A 17,833-nucleotide genomic window follows, 5' to 3' on the forward strand; every position below is an offset into this window, starting at 1 on the left:
CCGCATTTAAATGCGGGTTTTTTTATGCGTCTAATAAGGCTTTTGCTTGCCGCTGAGGCATGGGGAGAGTATCGCGACTGACGAGTACTTTTTTAATGCGGCGATTAAACGCCCCATAGACCATTTCTGTAAATAGGCGCTCTTCGACCAGACTGACCCCCCCATCAATAATTTCAAGGGCTTGTACCAATACACGATGCCGAGAAGCGAAAGGGCGACGGACATTTAGTCCCATATCACACACCAATTGATACAGGACTGATTCAGCATTAAAAAAATCCCCGACGACCATTCGCTGGGTTGAAAACTCTCCGGTAGCACTATGCTCCTCGTGAGTCTCAAGGTTTTTCAACGTCATCGAATTTGTCCGAATTTGCAGGTAAAAATCAGCCATAACCTCTTCTCCTGTACGATTCGCTAAATCAATCCTAGTGCTTCTTTTAATGGTTTTAAATAACGGCGACTAACCGGAATATGCTCTCCTGAGCATAGCACTAATTCAGCTTGCCCATTATCGCCAAATAAAATTTCACTGAGCTGTGTCATATTGACTAAATATTGGCGATGACACCGAACTAACGGTGTGCGCATTTCCAAGGTCCGTAACGTTAATTCAGTGAATCCTTCTTGCCCTTGGGTACTCATAACATAGACACCACTCATACGTGAAGTAACGTATTGTACGTCCTCTAATTTCATTAGATAAATTCGGCTGTGTCCGGTACAAGGAATAAACTTGAGTGGCTCGTTATTATCCAGTAGTTCTAAGTTTTGTTTGTGCTTGCCTTGTCGTAAACGCGCTAGGGTTTTTGCTAGTCTTTCGGGTTCAAGAGGTTTGAGGAGGTAATCGAACGCGTGTTCTTCAAAGGCTTGAATCGCAAATTCATTAAATGCGGTCAGAAAGACGATATGTGGGCGCTCTTCAGGATCCAGCATACGTACCATTTCCAGCCCAGTCACGCGAGGCATTTGAATATCTAAAAACACCACATCAGGCTTTTTTTTGTGAATTAAACTAATGGCTTCTATCGCATTGGCACACTCGCCAATAATTTCGATATCGTCATGTTCCTCAAGTAAACAGCGCACGTTTTCGCGAGCTAGGGGTTCGTCATCAACGATCAATACATTCATAGCGTTATAATCATTTATTATGTGCAATGTTATTAGGTGGACATGTAAGGTAAGCGAATTTTCACGCGGGTGAATTTTTCTGGTTCATATTCCACGCCGATCCCATATTTTTCACCATATTTCAGGCGCAAGCGTTTGTCGACTAAGCCCATTCCTAAGCCATCAGATTGCCCGCTTGGTTGGTATAAACCGGCATTATCTTCGATTTCAATATAGACATGTTCACTGCGAATATAGCTGCGTATTGTAATGTATCCGGTATTTAATAACTGTGAAGTACCATGTTTTATTGCATTTTCGACAATGGGTTGCAGCGTAAATGCCGGCAATTCTACCTGTTTGACTTCATCAGGGATGTCTAAATGGATCTGCAAATTTTCTTGGAAGCGGGCTTTTTCAATTTGCAGGTAGGCATTGATGTGCTCAATCTCTTCCCCTAATGTCGCATTCTGCTCTGGGCGTTTTAAGTTATTGCGAAAGAAGGTCGAAATATATTGCACTAGCTGACCTGCTTGCTGGCTATCTTTGCGGATCACGGCTTGTAATGTATTCAGTACATTGAACAAGAAGTGCGGGTTGACTTGGGCATGGAGTAGTTTGACCTCCGATTGCAGCAAGGATTGTTTGTTGCGTTCGTATTGCCCAGCCAAAATTTGTGCGGAAAATAAACTGGCGATCCCTTCACCGAGGGTACGGTTAATGGAACTGAATAAGCTATTTTTGGCTTGGTATAATTTGATGGTTCCAATGACCCGTTGATTCTCACCTCGCAGGGGGATCACAAGGGTTGAGCCAAGTTTGCATGAAGGGCTTAACGAGCATTTATACGGGGTTTCATTACCATCGGCATAAACCACTTCATTATTATCGATAGCCTGCCGTGATTGGATGGATGAGATAGGTGTGCCGGGAATGTGGTGATCGGAGCCTAACCCGATAAAAGCGAGAATTTTTTCTCTATCCGTAATGGCGACAGCGCCAATATCTAACTCTTGGTAAATAATTTTTGCCACCTTCATACTGTTATCAGCATTGAAGCCTTTACGCAGAATCCCTTCGGTACACAGAGCAATTTTTAAGGCTTGAGCAGAGAATGCGGTGGTGTATTTCTCAACGATAGCGCGTCTGTCGAGCAAAATGCGGATAAACATCGCGGCACCAACGGTATTGGCAATAATCATCGGCGCAGCAATATTTTTTACTAATTCATAGGCTTCATCGAAAGGGCGAGCAATGAGTAAAATAATCAGCATTTGGATGACTTCAGCGAAAAACGTCACGCAGCTGGCAGTCACAGGGTTAAAAATTTTATTAATTTCCCCCCGTTTCATATAGTGGCGATGCACCAGCCCACCAATTAAGCCTTCGATAATAGTAGAGATCATACAAGCGAAAGCGCTCATCCCACCCAAAGAGTACCGGTGGAGCCCACCAGTAAACCCGACAGCAAAACCTACCGCAGGACCGCCTAACAATCCGCCAAGTACAGCACCAATAGCACGAGTATTAGCTATGGAGTCATTGATATGTAAACCAAAATAAGTACCGATGATGCAAAATACGGAAAAAATCAGGTAGCACATCACTTTATGAGGTAAGCGAATGGTCACCTTAAGAAGTGGGGTGACAAGTGGCGTGCGGCTGAGCGCCCAAGCGATGACGAGGTAGACGCACATTTGTTGTAAGAGGAGTAATATTAGATCGAATTCGTACATGCTCGTCATATTTCACATTATGGGGGTGTTGACTACGTTCAGCCCCTCTAGTCACATACTTGTGTATGCTCCTAGAGGTATCTTCTCTTGGTCGATTTAGCCATATACTTTTGGGGGATATTGTATCTTATTGGGCTGGTTAAGTAATCGTCATTTAATAATTAGTAAAACATCATTATTTGACATAAAGCCAAAAGCCCCTCAGACTAAAAAAATGACCTCAGAAGCGTGATTTTGCGCACAAATTTATTAACGCTCGTGTGAGTTTGTTGTCATAATAAAAAAGTAGTTTCCTCCGTTATTATTCAAGGCCCACATAAATAATGAAAAAAAGAACCATCATACTGATCTTGCTTATGCTGATCTTAATTGCTGCTGCGGCACTTTTTCATTCCCATAATCAATTTTTATTATTGCAAGGGGAAGTGGATGCGCCTGAAGTTATCGTGACTTCAAAAGCCAAAGGTAGAGTCATGGAACGCCATGTAGAACGAGGGGACGATGTGAAAAAAGGGCAATTGCTCATCACACTTGAGAGCCCTGAGCTACAAGCTCAATATGCGGCATTAAAAGCAGCGAAAGATCAAGCTCAAGCGCAACTCGATCAATCCTTAAATGGTACTCGTGAAGAGACCCTACGAGACTTGCAAGCGGCATTAGCCCAAGCCAATTCCCAATACCAAAATGCAGCTCGCGAATTTACGCGTTTAAGTAATCTTTCTGGTAAAGGCTATGTTTCTGCGAATGAACTGGATACAGCCCGTAAAGCAAAAGAGGTGGCTTTCCAGCAAGTTCAAAGTGCAAAAGCGCGTTTGGAAGAGGGAAAAAATGGTGATCGTATTGAGCTACGTCAACAATATGAAGCTGCGGTAAATCAAGCCGAACAGAAGCTGGCTGAGCTCCAAGTCCAACTGGATGATTTGCAAGTTAAAGCCCCTGTTGATGGCGAAGTGGGACCAATCCCTGCGGAAATAGGGGAGTTATTTAATGCGGGTAGCCCATTAATTTCACTGATTAGTCTTCCTCAAGCATACTTTGTGTATAACTTACGTGAAGACATTTTAGTGGGTGTGAAAAAAGGGGATAAAATCGAATTAACCGTACCAGCTTTAGGGGACAAAACGGTTGAAGCAGAAGTTCGCTACATTGCACCAAAAGGGGATTACGCGACCAAGCGTGCGACTCGAGCAACGGGTGACTTCGACTTAAAAACCTTTGAAGTTCGTCTTTATCCACAACAACCGATTGAAGGACTGCGACCGGGGATGAGTGTCTTGTGGCATTGGGATAAATAACAGGTGACGCCATGAAATTAAAATTCGCTTGGCATGGATTCGAACATGCCTTTAGCCGCGAAACTCAAATGGCGATCCGCAGCCCAGTCTTTCACTGGCTGAGCTGGCTATTTCCCTTGATGCTGTTCACGTTAGTCAGTGCTAACTTTTCAGAGGGGACCCTGATGGATGTCCCTGTTTCCGTGGTAGATAACAATAACAGCCCTATTTCGCGTCAGATCATTCGTGACCTTGATGCTGGTCCACATGCGGATGTGAAAGCGATTGATGGCAACCTCGTGACGTCTATCAAGCAGTTGGGTAGCGCGAAAGATTATGCCCTATTGTACATTCCTCATAATTTTGAAGAAGATATACTGCGTGGACGTCAACCTGAATTACGTATGTATTACAATGCATTATTCTATGCATCCGGCAGCTACGCGATTCAAGATTTTAGTGGGTTAGTCGCGGAGCTTAACGCAAAATACCGCCAAGAAATGGCGAAATCAATGGGGCAAGCTTTGCCGCCATTGGCACAGGTCACATTGTCTTACGATAGTTTATTTAACCCAAGTGGTAGCTATATTTATTACCAGCAATTTGCTGCTACCATTCATATGCTGCAATTATTTGTCGTGACCGCCACTATCTATACGATGTCGCGGGGAACCATCTTACAGAGTGTGAAGCCTTTCTCTATGGCGTTGCTGGGTAAAATGGCACCGTATACGCTATTTTTCACGACATTACTGATAGTGGAGCTAGCAGCGTTAGTCTCTATCTTTGATGCAAAAGTTGTTGGGAATCCGTTGTATATGATGCTGGTGGGCTTTTTCTATGTGATTGCAGCACAAAGCATCGGGTTACTGCTATTTAGTTTTACCTCCAGTGCCATTATGGCTTACAGCTTAATCGGGATGTTGGTGAGTATCGCGCTAGCCTTTTCGGGGATGGCAGTACCGGAACTTTCCATGGTGTTACCTGCACGAATCATTTCTAATGCAGAGCCGCTCACCCACACCTTAAATGCAATGTTTGATATATTCTTACGGGAAATTTCGTTTGAACGTATTGTCGAAGTTTGTCTGTTTTTGTTGATTTACCCATTACTCACGGCATTTTTGATTCGTAAGCGTCTAGTCAAACGACTGGAAACCCAAGGAAGTATCGTATGATGACGGTCTATTTCGCGACGTTTAAAAAGGTGCTTTTAGGGATGCTGGAAAAGCCGATGTGGCTGTTGCTACTCGTGTCTTTATGCATCATGAGTTTGGTCTACGCGCGTCCTGTTCTGTGGGATTTACCGGTGGCGGTCATCGATATGGATCACTCTGGCGCGAGCCGTGAATTGATCCGCGATTTGGATGCCACACCCAAAGTGCAGCTACACAGCTATGATAATCTAGCGCAAGCTCGGCAGGATATGATTGCAAGGCAGCTATTTGCGATCGTGATTATTCCAACAGATTTTGAAAAGCATCTGTTGAGTGGGAAAAACATCACCGTACCTGTCTACGGCGATGCGACAAACCGTCTTGCCAGTGGGCAAATTCAGCAAGAATTATCGAAAGCCTATCAAACCTTACTGAGTGCGTATAATACCCAGTTATTGGAGAATGCGGGTTTCAGTCCCGAACAGACTAAAGTGATTATTGCGCCAGTCAGAAGTGAAACGGAGGCATTGTTTAACCCCGGTATTAGTTTTGCCGCGATTATTTTCCCTGGCTTGTTAGTGATGCTGTTACAGCACTCCTTGCTGATTGCTTGTGTGCGGGTCAGCATCGCCATTCGTTCTACACCAAAAGGTAAGCCACCATTGGCTGTCTATCTGGGCGCTTTGTCTGCGCTGGTGCCAATCTGGTTGTTTCTTTCGACCGTATTCTTTGCATTGTGGCCGTGGATATTGGGTTATCGGCAAGAAGCACCACTGTACCAAATTTGGATGCTGACCTTCCCATTCTTACTCGCAGTCATTGGTTTAGGTAAGCTTGTGACAGAATGTCTACGCAGTGTTGAAATGATTTACCTGACATTGGCATTTATTACCACGCCGGTGTTTTATATGTCAGGAACAATTTGGCCGTTACAAGCAATGCCTGACTGGGTGCGAATGATAGCGTCTGCGCTGCCATCCACATGGGCGACGAATGCCATGGCAGGTATCAACCAAATGGGGCTACCGTTTAGCGATATCTTGATGGACATTGTGATGATGTTAATTCTTGGTGTGATTTACTCATTTATTGGGATATTCATTGGCATGCTGCGAGATGGCGAACTACGCCACATTAGCCAGACTGTACATCGTTGGCGCAAACATCTTCATAAATAGTCAAAAAGAGGTTGGTTTCCAACCTCTTTTTTTATGCCATTATTCCTCGGCGAGGCTGAGGCTTAAATTGCACTCTTCAGGTGTTGAAACAGAATATGTCCGTCCATTCGCATTGGTGGTGCCGTGATAGGCTTCTCCGTTGCAGTCATTAATAATGATGTAGTTGACTGAAGAGAGTGGCAAATCATTTTCATCGGTTAAGAGGAAGCTCAGGTTGTAATCGTCTCCGCCGACTTGGGAATGAATATTACCATTACTTTTGGCAGCGAGTCCTGCAATAACAAATGGACCTGTTTTATTCTCTTTGTCTAGTTTGCCAACCGCATTATCTTGGGTTCCTGCTACGATATGGGCATTTTCAGGCACTGCAATAATTTTCTTACCTTTAAATACCACACGATAATAGCCTGAGTCGGAATAACTGACGTCTTGATTTTTTTCGAGATCCGCTTTGGTGTATTCAAGGGACGTTGAGCATCCTGCTAAAAAGATTGTCATAACGAGTAGGGTGCGTTTTATCACGGGCATTTCCTTATAGGTCTGTGAGTTTGATTGCTTATCTAATCTACAGCAGTGCAATCAGATTCAAAGGAGATAATTCCGTATATCTTTGGGGCATATTCAGGTTATAGGCTTATTATTGAGGCTATACGGAATGGGAAGTCATTAGCCATTATATGAAAGCTAATTGACGGTGGGAATGAAGCCGCGTTGATCAGACCGCCCTCATTCCCATCAAGAGTATTATCCTGCTAGCGTCAATCCGGCAATATTACGCCAATAGCCATTGCAGCTTTGCTCTGGGATAGTCAGGGGGGATTGCCCGTGTTGATTAGCTTTAAACTGTTTAATCACATTAAGGGATTCAAGGTCTTCTGGGGAAACGCGCACAATGTCCACCAAATCCCGCATTGATGAAATATCGTTACCTAAGTTATAGCAGTAGCCACTCAGAGTTTGGATGCCGTTCAGTGTGAAAACTTGCTGCTGTTCTTGTGACAGCACTTTGCGCCCTTGAGGATAATTGATGCAGCAGGTTTCGCACTCATCTTTTTGGCGGTTTTCAGAGCGAGCCGTAAAACAGCGGGCAGAATAGGCAAGGGGCAGATGACCGTAGCTGAAAACCTCAATCTCAAATTTATCGCGAATACCAAGGTCTTCACATTGATTGAGCAGATTCACCAGCCAATCACGGGAGAGCTCAACAGGCATACACCAACGTACCATCCCTTGACGCAGCAAAATATTCAGGGAAGGGGCGTTATAGCAATTGAGCCCATGACCTGCCACAAACGGCAATTTACGCTCCGTTAGCATGTTGATGACGCCAAAATCGTGAGCTTCAATCATAAACTCACCATTATCAACTAACTTACTGATTTCTTTAAGTTCAGATGGCGCTTGTAGTAGAGCAAGCGTGCTGAGAATAATTTGTTTTCCGCTTCCTGCGAGTTGCTTGGCAAGGTCAATCCAATCATTGGGTTTCATGTCTCGGCGCTTGCTGCACACGGTTTCCCCGAGATAGATAATGTCTGCTTCACTGTTTGCCGCATGCTGATAAAAATCATGTAAGGTTGATGTTGGCCAATAGTAAAGCACTGAGCCTAATGCATATTTCATTGTCTTACCCATTCTCTATGCTGGTGAATAATGCGCATCCGTTACTGCCATTTACGATGATAAGCGCCAAGGGTTGTTTGACTGCCTTCAGAAAGGTCACCAAGGGCTTTAAGCCATCTAGGATCGGTTACAAAACCCTCGGGATTGGTTTTATAACGGTTAATTGCCTGACGCCAAATTTTAGTGACTTGAGTTACATAGGCGGGGCTGCGTTGGCGTCCTTCAATTTTCACTGACGCAATATTGGCGCGCATTAGCTCTGGTAATAGCTCAATCGTGTTGAGGCTGGTGGGCTCTTCCAGAACATGGTATTTATGGTCATCCACTAAATAGCGCCCTTTACACAGCGTTGGATAACCCGCATTTTCATTTTTCTGGTAGCTGTCAATCAGTACCTCATTTAAACGCGACTCCATACCCTTATCAGTGTGCTGCCAGCGAACAAAACGGGCGGGAGAGCAAGCGCCAACAGTATTAGGTGACTCCCCTGTGAGATAGGAAGAAAGGTAGCAGCGACCTTCAGCCATGATACACAGGCTGCCAAAAGCAAATACTTCTAAGGGAACTGGGCTGGTTTTGGCGAGTTGCTTCACTTGATGAATCGACAGTACGCGAGGTAGCACCACGCGGTGAACTTGGAAATTGCGTTCATAGAAACGGATAGCTTCAGTATTCGTGGCGGACGCCTGTACAGAGACATGGCGTTCAATATGCGGGTATTTATTGGCGGCATATTCTAATATTGCAATATCGGCGAGGATCAGTGCATCCGCGCCTAAATCAGCCGCTAAATCCACGGAGTTCTGCCAACGTTGATAGCCATCAGGGTGGGCAAACGTGTTAATTGCGATATGTAATTTACGTTTACGTTGATGAATATAACGTTCTGCTTCATGCAGATTTTTTTCTGTAAAATTCAATCCTGCAAAATGACGTGCGTTGGTATCATTTTTTAGACCGATGTACACCGCATCGGCACCATTATCAACGGCCGCTTTCAAGGCAGGTAAATTCCCAGCTGGGCAGAGTAATTCCATTCGCGTTGTCTCTGTATAAAAATTTAGCAATTGGTCATTCTAGTCAACAGGTCAGATTGAGGTTTTGATTTAGCGCAGAGAAGCTTGGAATGTTGCAGGCAAGATGATTATTTCGTGACTATTATAAAAGTGTAGGAATTATTGAAAATAAATATTGGCGAGATGGATAAAGATTGATATAGGATCGGTATCATCACGTTATTTTTTGGCAAAATATGTCCATATATCGGATAAATGGCGATATATCTCTGTATATCTTTATATCTACACATCAATGTTATCTATAATCGTCCACATTATAGGTATTAAAATTGCCCAAGCGGCTACTTATCCAGTAGCAATGCCCAATGGACAGATAATTGATACGGGAGTTAGCACTGTGTTTGGTAAAATTCGTTCTCAACTGATCACCCAAGGTCCTTCATTTTTGAAGTTTCCTTTGAAAGTGACCCCATTTGTCGTACAGCGTCAAATACTCGAACAACTATTAAGTTGGCAGTTTCGTGAGTCTGTCAAAGAAGGCGAACTCGATTTTCTGGAAGGGAAATGGCTGAAAGTTGAGGTTCGGGATTTAGAGCTGGTTTGGTTTATCAGCTTACAAGAGGGTCAGCTGGTGGTTCAAAAACAGGCTGAACCTGATGTGAGTGTCAGTGGCAATGCGAATGACCTCGTATTGATCGCGGCACGTAAAGAGGATCCAGATACGCTCTTTTTCCAGCGCCGCTTGGTCATTGAAGGGGATACTGAATTAGGTTTATACGTTAAAAACTTAATGGATGCCTTTGAACTTGAAAATATGCCAGCACCATTGCGTTTCGGCTTACTGCAACTCGCTGATGTGATTAAAACCGTACAAGACAATGAGGACGCAGAGCATAAAACGCCAGCGTTAACTTCATGCTAATTCGTGTAGAAATTCCGGTTGATGCCATGGGTATCGACACGCTATTGCGTGAAACGTTTCCCACTGAAGGGGAGGCTGATCTTGTTCAGCATCTTCGTGAAGATGGGCTATTAACCCTCGGTGTTGTAGCAACCAACGATGACGGTGAAGTGATTGGTTATGTTGGTTTTACACCTGTCGATGTCAATGGTGAAGATGTTCAATGGGTGGGACTCGCGCCATTAGCCGTCAAAAAAGAGTACCAAAGCCAAGGTATTGCGGAAAAACTGGTCTATGAGGGGTTAGATAGCCTCAACGAGTTTGGTTATGGTGCTGTTGTGGTATTAGGCGATGAAGGCTATTACGGACGTTTTGGTTTTGAACCCGCTTCAAATCATGATTTGCGTTGCCAATGGCCAAGCTTGCAAAAACACTTTTTAGTCTATGGACTCGAAAATGGCGCGATTGACCAACATAAAGGCGAAGTCACTTACTCATCGCACTTTGATAGCGTGTAAGCCGCTAAATAATGTTGTAAATCATCAGGCTGGTCAATGACCAGCCTTTCTTTTGCCTGTTTACTCAACTGTTTGACACGATATTCTAACCGAGACGCCTCAGCGCGATCCCCTGCTGTACAATGAAACACTAACGTTAAAGGGGCTTTGCCTTTTAACGCTTTAGCCCCTATCCCCGATTCATGTTGTTTAAATCGCCGCGGAACATCCGTAGTAATCCCACAATATAAGGCGTTATTTTTCTGCCGAATCAAGTAAAGCGACCAATTACGCGATGTCATTTCATTTTTCTTGCGATTAAATTTAGCATTCTGTGCTGATTTATAAGGGAAATTCAGTTGGCTTGCAGCGAATTTTCTCGTGAACATTAATGTTTATAACATACTAAATTATAAATAAAAAATGATATAAAGCTGTCACAAATTTGCAACCTCAATATAGGTTTGCATTCAAAAAATTTGAATAACTATAGCAAAATTAGCTAATTTTCATCTCTAAATAAAGCGCATAGTATGATCCATATCACAGGGAAACACGAAAAACCCCTGTTAATTTCAAACATACAATGAGGAAGTTTACCATGAAAAAATCAACATTATTTGCTGCTGCTTTAGCTTTAGGTGCTTTATCATTTGGTTCAATGGCGGCTGAAGAAGTTAGACAATCTAGTGAGCCTGCTGCGGGTTATGTGACTGTAAGTGGTGCTGCTGGCGTCAATGACCTGACTGCGCAATTAGCCAAAAAAGCTGATGAAGCTGGCGCAAAATCTTTCCGTGTGATTTCTGCAAGCGGTGAGAATGAGATGAGTGGTACAGCAGCAATCTACAAATAATTCTACTCGTCAGATTTACTCGTCATACTTCGAGCCGCAGCGTTGTTGGCTGCGTTCACTCCCACTAGTCAGATACTAGTGTATGATCCTAGCGACTCGTTCGCTTGCCGCCTAGCTACAACTCGAATTATTTAGAGTAAAAGCGAGGAGGAGAGGAGGAACTAAAAGGGAAGTATGGTCGATTTTGAGCAGTAGCTTCGAGTGCTAGCATTGCTGATATAGAACCTTATGTTAGGTGCAATTCGAATGAGTAAGTTATAGTAGTGCCGAACTAAGTACAGATAACGTTCAGAACAGCTTAAGCACGCCCAGCCATCTTTATGGGCGTGTTCTGAACGGTCTAACATGGACATTCGCAATGACACCCGAAAGCACCTTACTACATATCCAGCGCTATATTGCTCGCCAACACGTTTTTTCCCTGTTTACCTCCTACCAAGATGATATTTGGGCTGCCAGTTGCTACTACGCGTTTGATCGTCAAAATATGCGTTTAATTTTCATGACATCCCCAGATTCACAACATGGTCAGCTCATGCAAGCAAACCCTCGTGTCGCAGGAACGATCTCTGCACAAACTAAGCAAGTGGGCAAAATTCAAGGTGTTCAATTTGTTGGGAAAATTCGCCAATTTGACGGTGAAGTGGCTGATGCGCAGAAAGCATTTTATTGCCAGCGATTCCCTATTGCCATAGAGGCGAAGCTGCCGATGTGGCAGCTCCAGTTACAGACAGTGAAAATGGTGGATAACACATTAGGGTTTGGTACCAAACTCCATTGGTCGCAAGATATTTAACGTAGCCGATGAATGACTTGGTTGCTGCTACCGCGCCATAACAGCGCGGGGTCATACAGTTCCTGTTCAAACTTTCCATCAATCAGCGTATTCACAAAGCTGACGACTTTCTGCTGTTCCAGTGTTAGCTCATCAAGTTTATAGCCTGTCCACATCCAGATGTCTTTGTCTGGGCAGACGGCTTTCACTCGCTTCACCAACCGCAAGATGGCTGGCAAATTAGCGGGATGCAAAGGATCGCCTCCTGAGAGAGAAAGTCCTTGTCGGCGAATACGCGTATCCTGCAAGTCTTGGATAATTTGGTCTTCCATTTTTTGGGTAAAGGGAATGCCAGAGTCCACTCGCCACGTACTTTGGTTATAGCAGCCGCGGCATTGGTGGACACACCCTGCGACAAACAGTGTGCAGCGTGTACCGGGTCCATTAACCACATCCACAGGATAATATTGGTGATAATTCATACCATTTGTCCGAAGTTAACCTATGCGTTCATTAACCAAGCTGACCATTTCCTAAGTGTTTGATACGGCGCTTCACTTCTTCTTGTTTACCCGCATTAAATGGTCGTGCATCTGGGCTACCTAAATAGCCACATACGCGGCGGATCACCGAAACACGGTTAGTATCGTGGTTGCCGCAAGCTGGGCAGGTAAAGCCCTTGCTCGTACAAGAAAACTCCCCAGAAAAACCACAGTCATAGCATTCATCGATAGGGGTATTCGTCCCGTAGTAAGGAACATGCTGATAGCTGTAATCCCATACATCCTCAAGAGCTTTGAGGTTGTGCTGTAAATTCGGGTATTCGCCGTAACAGATAAAACCGCCGTTAGCGAGTGCTGGGTACGGCTGTTCAAAATCGATTTTATCGTAAGGATTTACCTGTTTTTCGACATCTAAGTGGAAGCTGTTGGTGTAGTAGCCTTTGTCTGTCACGCCATCCACGACGCCAAATTCGGCAGTATCTAAGCGGCAGAAACGGTCACACAGGTTTTCACTCGGCGTGCTGTATAGGCTGAAGCCATAGCCTGTCTGCTCTTTCCACTCATCGGTAGCTTGGCGCAGACGGTTTACGATAGCCACGGCTTTTTCGCGTAATTGCTCACTGTCATACACATGGGTATCGATGCCAAATAGGGCATTGATAGTTTCGTGTAATCCAATATAGCCTAATGAGATAGAAGCACGCCCATGTTTGAAAATTTCGGCCACGCTATCATTGGCTTTTAAGCGAACGCCACAGGCGCCTTCCATGTATAAAATAGGTGCGACACGGGCTTTGACATTTTCTAAGCGGGCAATGCGAGTCATCAGCGCTTTTTTAGCGATAGCTAAACGCTCATCAAGTAGTGCCCAGAATGCATCTTCGTTACCTTGGGCTTCCAGCGCAATTCGCGGTAAGTTTAGGCTGATGACACCGAGGTTATTTCGCCCATCGTGAATTTGTTTGCCATCTTCTTCATAGACGCCCAAGAAACTGCGGCAGCCCATCGGTGTTTTAAAGGAGCCAGTGACATCAACCACGCGATCGTAATTGAGGATGTCTGGATACATACGTTTGCTGGCACATTCTAAGGCTAACTGTTTGATGTCGTAGTTAGGATCACCGTATTTGTGGTTCAATCCATCTTTGATGGCAAAAACTAATTTCGGGAAAACCGCGGTTTTACGATTTTTGCCTAGCCCTGCAATGCGGTTTTTGAGGATTGACTGCTGAATGAGCCTAGCTTCATGGGAGGTGCCTAATCCAAAACCAAACGTGACAAAGGGGGTTTGCCCGTTTGCGGTATGCAGTGTATTCACTTCATACTCTAAAGATTGGAAGGCATCGTAACACTCTTTTTCAGTACGGTTTTTTGCGTAAGCCTCGGCATCAGCAATTCCCCACTCTTTGGCGACTTTTAGGTGTTTTTCATGGCTGATAGCCACGTAAGGCGCCAAAATTTCATCAATTCGGTTGATAGTGGTACCGCCATAAATATGGCTAGCAACTTGAGCGATAATTTGTGCTGTAACGGCAGTGGCAGTCGAAATGGATTTTGGTGGCTCAATTTCAGCATTTCCCATTTTAAACCCATTGGTTAACATACCATCAAGATCGATGAGCATGCAGTTGAACATCGGGAAGAAAGGGGCATAATCGAGGTCATGATAGTGAATTTCACCTTTTTCATGAGCTAGAACGACATCGCGAGGTAAAATGTGTTGTTTCGCGTAATGTTTAGCGACGATCCCTGCCAATAAGTCTCGTTGAGTCGGGATGACTTTACTGTCTTTATTCGCATTTTCATTGAGTAAAGATAGGTTACTTTGCTCAATTAATCCGCGGATTTCGTGAGTCAGTTGGCTGCGCTTTTCGCGTTCGCTATCTCTATCATGACGATACTCAATATAGGCACGTGCCAAATCTTTATAAGGTCCAGACATCAGCTGGTTTTCGACAGCATCTTGGATTTCGGCGATATCCACTTTTTCTCGATGACACAGTTGTTCAGAAACAACCGTAGCCACTTGCAGACAATAATCATCATCTTTGACATCTACCGCCGCGGCTGCACGTCGCACCGCTTCTTGAATGCGCGGGAGATCAAAATTGACCTGACAACCATCTCGTTTTATAACCACCGTTTTCACTGTCATACTCCTTATTAAATCCCTCACAGGACTGGCGATAGCGTCCATTATCTTTTATCAGTATGGGGCATCCCTGTGAAAGAAATGTGAATTTTTACTACATGTAGTGTCTAGTGAATTAATTAAAGCACAATATGTAGGATATTGCCTTTTTTTAGCTGACGGTAATTTGATTTAAAACAAGGAAAAAAATAATTTGTATGAATATCAAAAGTGCAGGCAGTAATTAAATTGTGCGTTCGATAATTTAGTGAGCCATAAGGTTAGGTGGCGGATATATCCAAGGGGCTATCGTGGCAAAACGTGACGAAGAGAAGAAAATCGCCTTGAGATACAGTGAATAACCTGAAAGTTGATAAGTATATTTAGAATGAAGCTAATAAAAAAAGCCTGCTGACAATGTGTTAGCAGGCTATCAGACTGACAATCTGAAACTGAATAAAACTATTTACGCACCGCGATAGCTTCGATTTCGATTTTCACATCTTTTGGCAAGCGAGCCACTTCAACACAAGAACGCGCTGGGAATGGCGCATTATGTTGTTTGAAAAATTCTTCATAAGTGGCATTAACGGTAGCGAAGTCATTTAAATCTTTCACAAAAACGGTCGTTTTTACGATATTGGCAACGCCCAAACCTGCTTTTTCTAAAATCGCTTTCACGTTCGCCAGTGATTGACGGGTTTGTGCTGCGATATCTTCAGGTACATGACCGGTTTTTGGATCAACAGGAATTTGACCTGAGGTCATAACCATACTGCCTAAATCGACGCCTTGAACGTAAGGACCAATAGCGGCTGGTGCATTTTCAGTGCTGATTTCGTATGACATAGTTTCTCCGTTTATCACGTAAAAAAGGGTTTGGACGCTATTATAGACACGGAACGGCATCCATACAAAGACGCAGTCTACGCCTAAATACCTTACTGATTATTGATCACGGCGTCTCTATCGAACTCTTTTTCACAGAATTTGCAGGTTAATGCCACATGTTTTGCTCGTTGTTTAATGCGGAAGCTGCTGGAAACTGGCTCATTATGGCTAATACAGTTGCTATTAGGGCACACCAGCACGCTGTCGATTTGTTCTGGTAATTTCAGGTCTAATTTTTCCACTACTTGATAATCTTCGATACGATTAACGGTGGCTTCTGGCGCATACATCGCCAATTGGTTAGCTTGTTCTGGGGTTAAAAAGGTATTTTCGATTTTGATAATATCTTTTTTGCCCATATTGCTGGAGGGTAAATTCAGCCCAATAGTGATGCGCTCATCGGTTTTGGTGAGCTTAAACAGCTTTAGCAATTTGAATCCAATTTGAGCAGGGATATGGTCGATGACAGTGCCGCAACGGATGGCTTCAACTTGTAATTTATGGTCGTGTGTCATGGTGTTCTCCTCAGATTGCCAGTTCTTTATTTAATACCAGAGACAGCAGCGCTTGGCGCGCATAAATCCCATTCCCTGCTTGCTGGAAGTAGTAGGCATATGGGGTGCTGTCCACATCCACGGTAATTTCATCGATACGCGGAAGCGGGTGCAGCACTTTTAAATTATCTTTGGCGCTGTGCAGGTCTTGAGCGCGCAGAATAAATTGCGCTTTAACGTTGGCATATTCTGATGGGTCTAAACGCTCTTTTTGAACGCGAGTCATATACAGAATATCCACTTCAGGGATCACTTCATCGACATTGTTATGCAGGCTGTAAGTCGCTCCTTTTTCATCCAGAATATTCAGGATATGAGGTGGCATCGACAACACTTCTGGGGAAATAAAGTAGAAGTGATTACCTTCAAACTTCGAGAGCGCTTGAGTCAGTGAATGCACCGTTCTGCCATATTTCAGGTCACCGACCATCGCGATTTTCAGGTTCTCTAAGCGGCCTTGAGTTTCTTGGATAGTAAACAGGTCTAACAGGGTTTGCGTTGGATGCTGGTTAGAGCCATCGCCAGCGTTGATAATTGGGACTGTCCCTGAAAATTGGCTGGCTAAGCGAGCTGCACCTTCTTGCGGGTGGCGCATCACAATCGCATCAACATACTGGCTGATAACGGAAATGGTGTCTGCAAGAGTCTCGCCTTTCTTACCTAATGAGGTATTGGCGCTATCGGAGAAGCCGACGACAGATGCCCCTAAACGATGAATGGCCGTTTCGAATGATAAGCGGGTACGTGTTGACGCCTCAAAGAAACAGCTGGCGATCACTTGATGTTTGAGAAACTCAGGTTGCGGTTGCTGCTTTAATGAAGCGGCAACTTTGAGAACTAATTCAAGATCGGTTTTATCTAAATCGTTAATAGAGATTATGTCGCGGTGATATAACGGATTCGGCATCGTGATTCTCCTGTATCAGCAAGACTTGCTATCTAGTAGGCCAAAAAAAAGCCCCTCATTGAGGGGCTTTTTTATCAATACGGCGGGGAAAAACAGGCTGTCCAGACCGCGTGATGGCAATGCGGTGTCGGTGTTCTCTTTCAAAAATAGAGCAGCAGTGTTCATGGTTTCTCCCGGCAAATTGTGGCGCATTATACGCGTGTGACACAATGACGCAAGCGTTTGCGAACAGAAAAATGAAAAAATTTTTGGTTTAGTCTATTTTATGCTTTTCCAATTTATGCTTAATGCGCTGGTTCGCTGATTGCTGCTTATCATAGCGGGCTTGATAGATATCCAGCGGCTCATTTGCTAGCACATAACGCCATAAATGCGGTGGATTGATGCGGGCATCTACCTGTATCGGGTCATTTGGGCTGACAATACAATCATCGAGTACTTCTTGCGACCACTGAGGAATTTTACTGGTTTGCATGGCAATAAATCGAGCCAGGCTTTCCATGAAATAGATAGGCAACATAAAAATGATAAAGACCCACGCTAAGCGGGATTCCATTTTTATGATGTACTGCAAGCCAAAAATATAGCTCTCTTTTTTATCGGCAATAGGCGGGCATAGCGTTACTGTGTCTGCGAGTTCTTCAAGGCAATCCTCTTCCATATAACAGCGAATAAATTCCCAATAGTGGTCGAGTTCTAATTTATCTCCCCAGTAGCCGAACCC

21 protein-coding genes are annotated in these 17,833 nt (G+C 44.1%); 7 read left to right on the forward strand and 14 right to left on the reverse strand.

Annotated features, from left to right (window positions below; genetic code table 11):
* Nucleotides 1-22: 22 nt before the first annotated feature.
* The 3 genes from PSF16_RS01065 to PSF16_RS01075 are packed head-to-tail and all read right to left on the reverse strand — an operon-like array spanning nt 23 to nt 2,849.
* Nucleotides 23-394 (reverse strand): YjaA family stress response protein, encoded by a 372-nt coding sequence (locus PSF16_RS01065; RefSeq protein WP_036978238.1) that lies wholly within the window; start codon nt 392-394, stop codon nt 23-25.
* Nucleotides 395-417: 23 nt separating this feature from the next.
* Nucleotides 418-1,134, reverse strand: coding sequence for a two-component system response regulator BtsR (btsR, locus tag PSF16_RS01070; RefSeq protein WP_006657953.1), 717 nt, complete (start codon nt 1,132-1,134; stop codon nt 418-420).
* 32 nt (nt 1,135-1,166) lie between these two features.
* Nucleotides 1,167-2,849 carry a sensor histidine kinase gene (locus tag PSF16_RS01075; RefSeq protein ID WP_006662417.1) on the reverse strand — a complete coding sequence of 561 codons (1,683 nt, stop codon included), beginning with the start codon at nt 2,847-2,849 and terminating at the stop codon, nt 1,167-1,169.
* A 323-nt stretch (nt 2,850-3,172) separates the two neighbouring features.
* Between PSF16_RS01075 and PSF16_RS01080 the strand changes: the two genes are divergently transcribed.
* The 3 genes from PSF16_RS01080 to PSF16_RS01090 are packed head-to-tail and all read left to right on the forward strand — an operon-like array spanning nt 3,173 to nt 6,458.
* The gene (locus tag PSF16_RS01080; RefSeq protein ID WP_006657950.1) at nt 3,173-4,144 is read left to right on the forward strand and encodes an HlyD family secretion protein; all 972 of its coding nucleotides are present in this window, start codon (nt 3,173-3,175) and stop codon (nt 4,142-4,144) included.
* 11 nt (nt 4,145-4,155) lie between these two features.
* On the forward strand, nt 4,156-5,301 hold the full coding sequence (locus PSF16_RS01085; protein WP_006657949.1) for an ABC transporter permease: 1,146 nt from the start codon (nt 4,156-4,158) through the stop codon (nt 5,299-5,301).
* Complete coding sequence (locus tag PSF16_RS01090) at nt 5,301-6,458, forward strand: ABC transporter permease (RefSeq protein WP_272688640.1); 1,158 nt, start codon at nt 5,301-5,303, stop codon at nt 6,456-6,458. Before PSF16_RS01085 ends, PSF16_RS01090 begins: the two co-directional genes overlap by 1 nt.
* Before the next feature lie 39 nt (nt 6,459-6,497).
* Here the strand turns inward: PSF16_RS01090 and PSF16_RS01095 are convergent, their stop codons facing one another.
* The 3 genes from PSF16_RS01095 to ubiU form a co-directional block, all read right to left on the reverse strand.
* Nucleotides 6,498-6,986, reverse strand: coding sequence for a hypothetical protein (locus PSF16_RS01095; RefSeq protein ID WP_154631842.1), 489 nt, complete (start codon nt 6,984-6,986; stop codon nt 6,498-6,500).
* A 216-nt stretch (nt 6,987-7,202) separates the two neighbouring features.
* Entirely contained in the window at nt 7,203-8,078 is an 876-nt protein-coding gene (locus tag PSF16_RS01100; RefSeq protein ID WP_036967638.1) for a U32 family peptidase, read from the reverse strand.
* 41 nt (nt 8,079-8,119) lie between these two features.
* The gene (gene ubiU, locus PSF16_RS01105; RefSeq protein WP_006657945.1) at nt 8,120-9,115 is read right to left on the reverse strand and encodes a ubiquinone anaerobic biosynthesis protein UbiU; all 996 of its coding nucleotides are present in this window, start codon (nt 9,113-9,115) and stop codon (nt 8,120-8,122) included.
* A 379-nt stretch (nt 9,116-9,494) separates the two neighbouring features.
* On the opposite strand from ubiU, the gene ubiT reads away from it, so the two are divergent.
* Complete coding sequence (gene ubiT, locus PSF16_RS01110) at nt 9,495-10,019, forward strand: ubiquinone anaerobic biosynthesis accessory factor UbiT (RefSeq protein WP_006662421.1); 525 nt, start codon at nt 9,495-9,497, stop codon at nt 10,017-10,019.
* Nucleotides 10,013-10,516 carry a GNAT family N-acetyltransferase gene (locus PSF16_RS01115; RefSeq protein WP_006657943.1) on the forward strand — a complete coding sequence of 168 codons (504 nt, stop codon included), beginning with the start codon at nt 10,013-10,015 and terminating at the stop codon, nt 10,514-10,516. Before ubiT ends, PSF16_RS01115 begins: the two co-directional genes overlap by 7 nt.
* Here the strand turns inward: PSF16_RS01115 and PSF16_RS01120 are convergent.
* Entirely contained in the window at nt 10,489-10,797 is a 309-nt protein-coding gene (locus PSF16_RS01120) for a GIY-YIG nuclease family protein (RefSeq protein WP_006662422.1), read from the reverse strand. The two genes, PSF16_RS01115 and PSF16_RS01120, sit on opposite strands and share 28 nt — an antisense overlap.
* A gap of 299 nt (nt 10,798-11,096) precedes the next feature.
* Here PSF16_RS01120 and PSF16_RS01125 point away from each other — a divergent pair, with 299 nt between their 5' ends.
* Both PSF16_RS01125 and PSF16_RS01130 read left to right on the forward strand, forming a co-directional pair.
* Complete coding sequence (locus PSF16_RS01125) at nt 11,097-11,348, forward strand: DUF1471 domain-containing protein (protein ID WP_272516709.1); 252 nt, start codon at nt 11,097-11,099, stop codon at nt 11,346-11,348.
* A 358-nt stretch (nt 11,349-11,706) separates the two neighbouring features.
* Nucleotides 11,707-12,144, forward strand: a complete 438-nt coding sequence (locus tag PSF16_RS01130) for a YhbP family protein (RefSeq protein ID WP_272688637.1) — start codon at nt 11,707-11,709, stop codon at nt 12,142-12,144.
* Here the strand turns inward: PSF16_RS01130 and nrdG are convergent.
* From nrdG to PSF16_RS01165, 7 genes are all read right to left on the reverse strand, one after another.
* Entirely contained in the window at nt 12,141-12,605 is a 465-nt protein-coding gene (gene nrdG, locus PSF16_RS01135; protein WP_036963274.1) for an anaerobic ribonucleoside-triphosphate reductase-activating protein, read from the reverse strand. The two genes, PSF16_RS01130 and nrdG, sit on opposite strands and share 4 nt — an antisense overlap.
* 31 nt (nt 12,606-12,636) lie before the next feature.
* Nucleotides 12,637-14,775, reverse strand: coding sequence for an anaerobic ribonucleoside-triphosphate reductase (nrdD, locus tag PSF16_RS01140; RefSeq protein ID WP_006662426.1), 2,139 nt, complete (start codon nt 14,773-14,775; stop codon nt 12,637-12,639).
* A gap of 444 nt (nt 14,776-15,219) precedes the next feature.
* A complete protein-coding gene (ridA, locus tag PSF16_RS01145) occupies nt 15,220-15,606 on the reverse strand; it encodes a 2-iminobutanoate/2-iminopropanoate deaminase (RefSeq protein ID WP_112860354.1) in 387 nt (128 codons plus the stop codon).
* Nucleotides 15,607-15,698: 92 nt separating this feature from the next.
* Nucleotides 15,699-16,163 (reverse strand): aspartate carbamoyltransferase regulatory subunit, encoded by a 465-nt coding sequence (gene pyrI, locus PSF16_RS01150; protein WP_006657936.1) that lies wholly within the window; start codon nt 16,161-16,163, stop codon nt 15,699-15,701.
* 10 nt (nt 16,164-16,173) lie between these two features.
* Complete coding sequence (pyrB, locus tag PSF16_RS01155; protein WP_272688638.1) at nt 16,174-17,109, reverse strand: aspartate carbamoyltransferase; 936 nt, start codon at nt 17,107-17,109, stop codon at nt 16,174-16,176.
* Nucleotides 17,110-17,124: 15 nt separating this feature from the next.
* Entirely contained in the window at nt 17,125-17,274 is a 150-nt protein-coding gene (locus PSF16_RS01160; protein WP_272688639.1) for a hypothetical protein, read from the reverse strand.
* 88 nt (nt 17,275-17,362) lie between these two features.
* Nucleotides 17,363-17,833 (reverse strand): DUF6708 domain-containing protein (locus PSF16_RS01165; RefSeq protein ID WP_336313806.1); only part of this gene is annotated, 471 nt, incomplete at its 5' end.

Origin of the sequence: Providencia sp. PROV033, assembly GCF_028484855.1 — a bacterium.
Classification (GTDB): Bacteria; Pseudomonadota; Gammaproteobacteria; order Enterobacterales; family Enterobacteriaceae; genus Providencia; species Providencia alcalifaciens.

Bases quoted from the DNA above. Each gene is read 5' to 3' on its own strand.
- PSF16_RS01130 (WP_272688637.1), top strand. From the start codon at position 11,707: ATGACACCCGAAAGCACCTTACTACATATCCAGCGCTATATTGCTCGC.
- PSF16_RS01120 (WP_006662422.1), bottom strand. From the start codon at position 10,797: ATGACATCGCGTAATTGGTCGCTTTACTTGATTCGGCAGAAAAATAAC.
- ubiU (WP_006657945.1), bottom strand. From the start codon at position 9,115: ATGGAATTACTCTGCCCAGCTGGGAATTTACCTGCCTTGAAAGCGGCC.
- pyrI (WP_006657936.1), bottom strand. From the start codon at position 16,163: ATGACACACGACCATAAATTACAAGTTGAAGCCATCCGTTGCGGCACT.
- btsR (WP_006657953.1), bottom strand. From the start codon at position 1,134: ATGAATGTATTGATCGTTGATGACGAACCCCTAGCTCGCGAAAACGTG.
- PSF16_RS01100 (WP_036967638.1), bottom strand. From the start codon at position 8,078: ATGAAATATGCATTAGGCTCAGTGCTTTACTATTGGCCAACATCAACC.
- PSF16_RS01080 (WP_006657950.1), top strand. From the start codon at position 3,173: ATGAAAAAAAGAACCATCATACTGATCTTGCTTATGCTGATCTTAATT.
- PSF16_RS01095 (WP_154631842.1), bottom strand. From the start codon at position 6,986: ATGCCCGTGATAAAACGCACCCTACTCGTTATGACAATCTTTTTAGCA.
- ridA (WP_112860354.1), bottom strand. From the start codon at position 15,606: ATGTCATACGAAATCAGCACTGAAAATGCACCAGCCGCTATTGGTCCT.
- PSF16_RS01125 (WP_272516709.1), top strand. From the start codon at position 11,097: ATGAAAAAATCAACATTATTTGCTGCTGCTTTAGCTTTAGGTGCTTTA.
- PSF16_RS01160 (WP_272688639.1), bottom strand. From the start codon at position 17,274: ATGAACACTGCTGCTCTATTTTTGAAAGAGAACACCGACACCGCATTG.
- PSF16_RS01075 (WP_006662417.1), bottom strand. From the start codon at position 2,849: ATGTACGAATTCGATCTAATATTACTCCTCTTACAACAAATGTGCGTC.
- PSF16_RS01065 (WP_036978238.1), bottom strand. From the start codon at position 394: ATGGCTGATTTTTACCTGCAAATTCGGACAAATTCGATGACGTTGAAA.
- PSF16_RS01115 (WP_006657943.1), top strand. From the start codon at position 10,013: ATGCTAATTCGTGTAGAAATTCCGGTTGATGCCATGGGTATCGACACG.
- pyrB (WP_272688638.1), bottom strand. From the start codon at position 17,109: ATGCCGAATCCGTTATATCACCGCGACATAATCTCTATTAACGATTTA.
- PSF16_RS01090 (WP_272688640.1), top strand. From the start codon at position 5,301: ATGACGGTCTATTTCGCGACGTTTAAAAAGGTGCTTTTAGGGATGCTG.
- nrdG (WP_036963274.1), bottom strand. From the start codon at position 12,605: ATGAATTATCACCAATATTATCCTGTGGATGTGGTTAATGGACCCGGT.
- PSF16_RS01085 (WP_006657949.1), top strand. From the start codon at position 4,156: ATGAAATTAAAATTCGCTTGGCATGGATTCGAACATGCCTTTAGCCGC.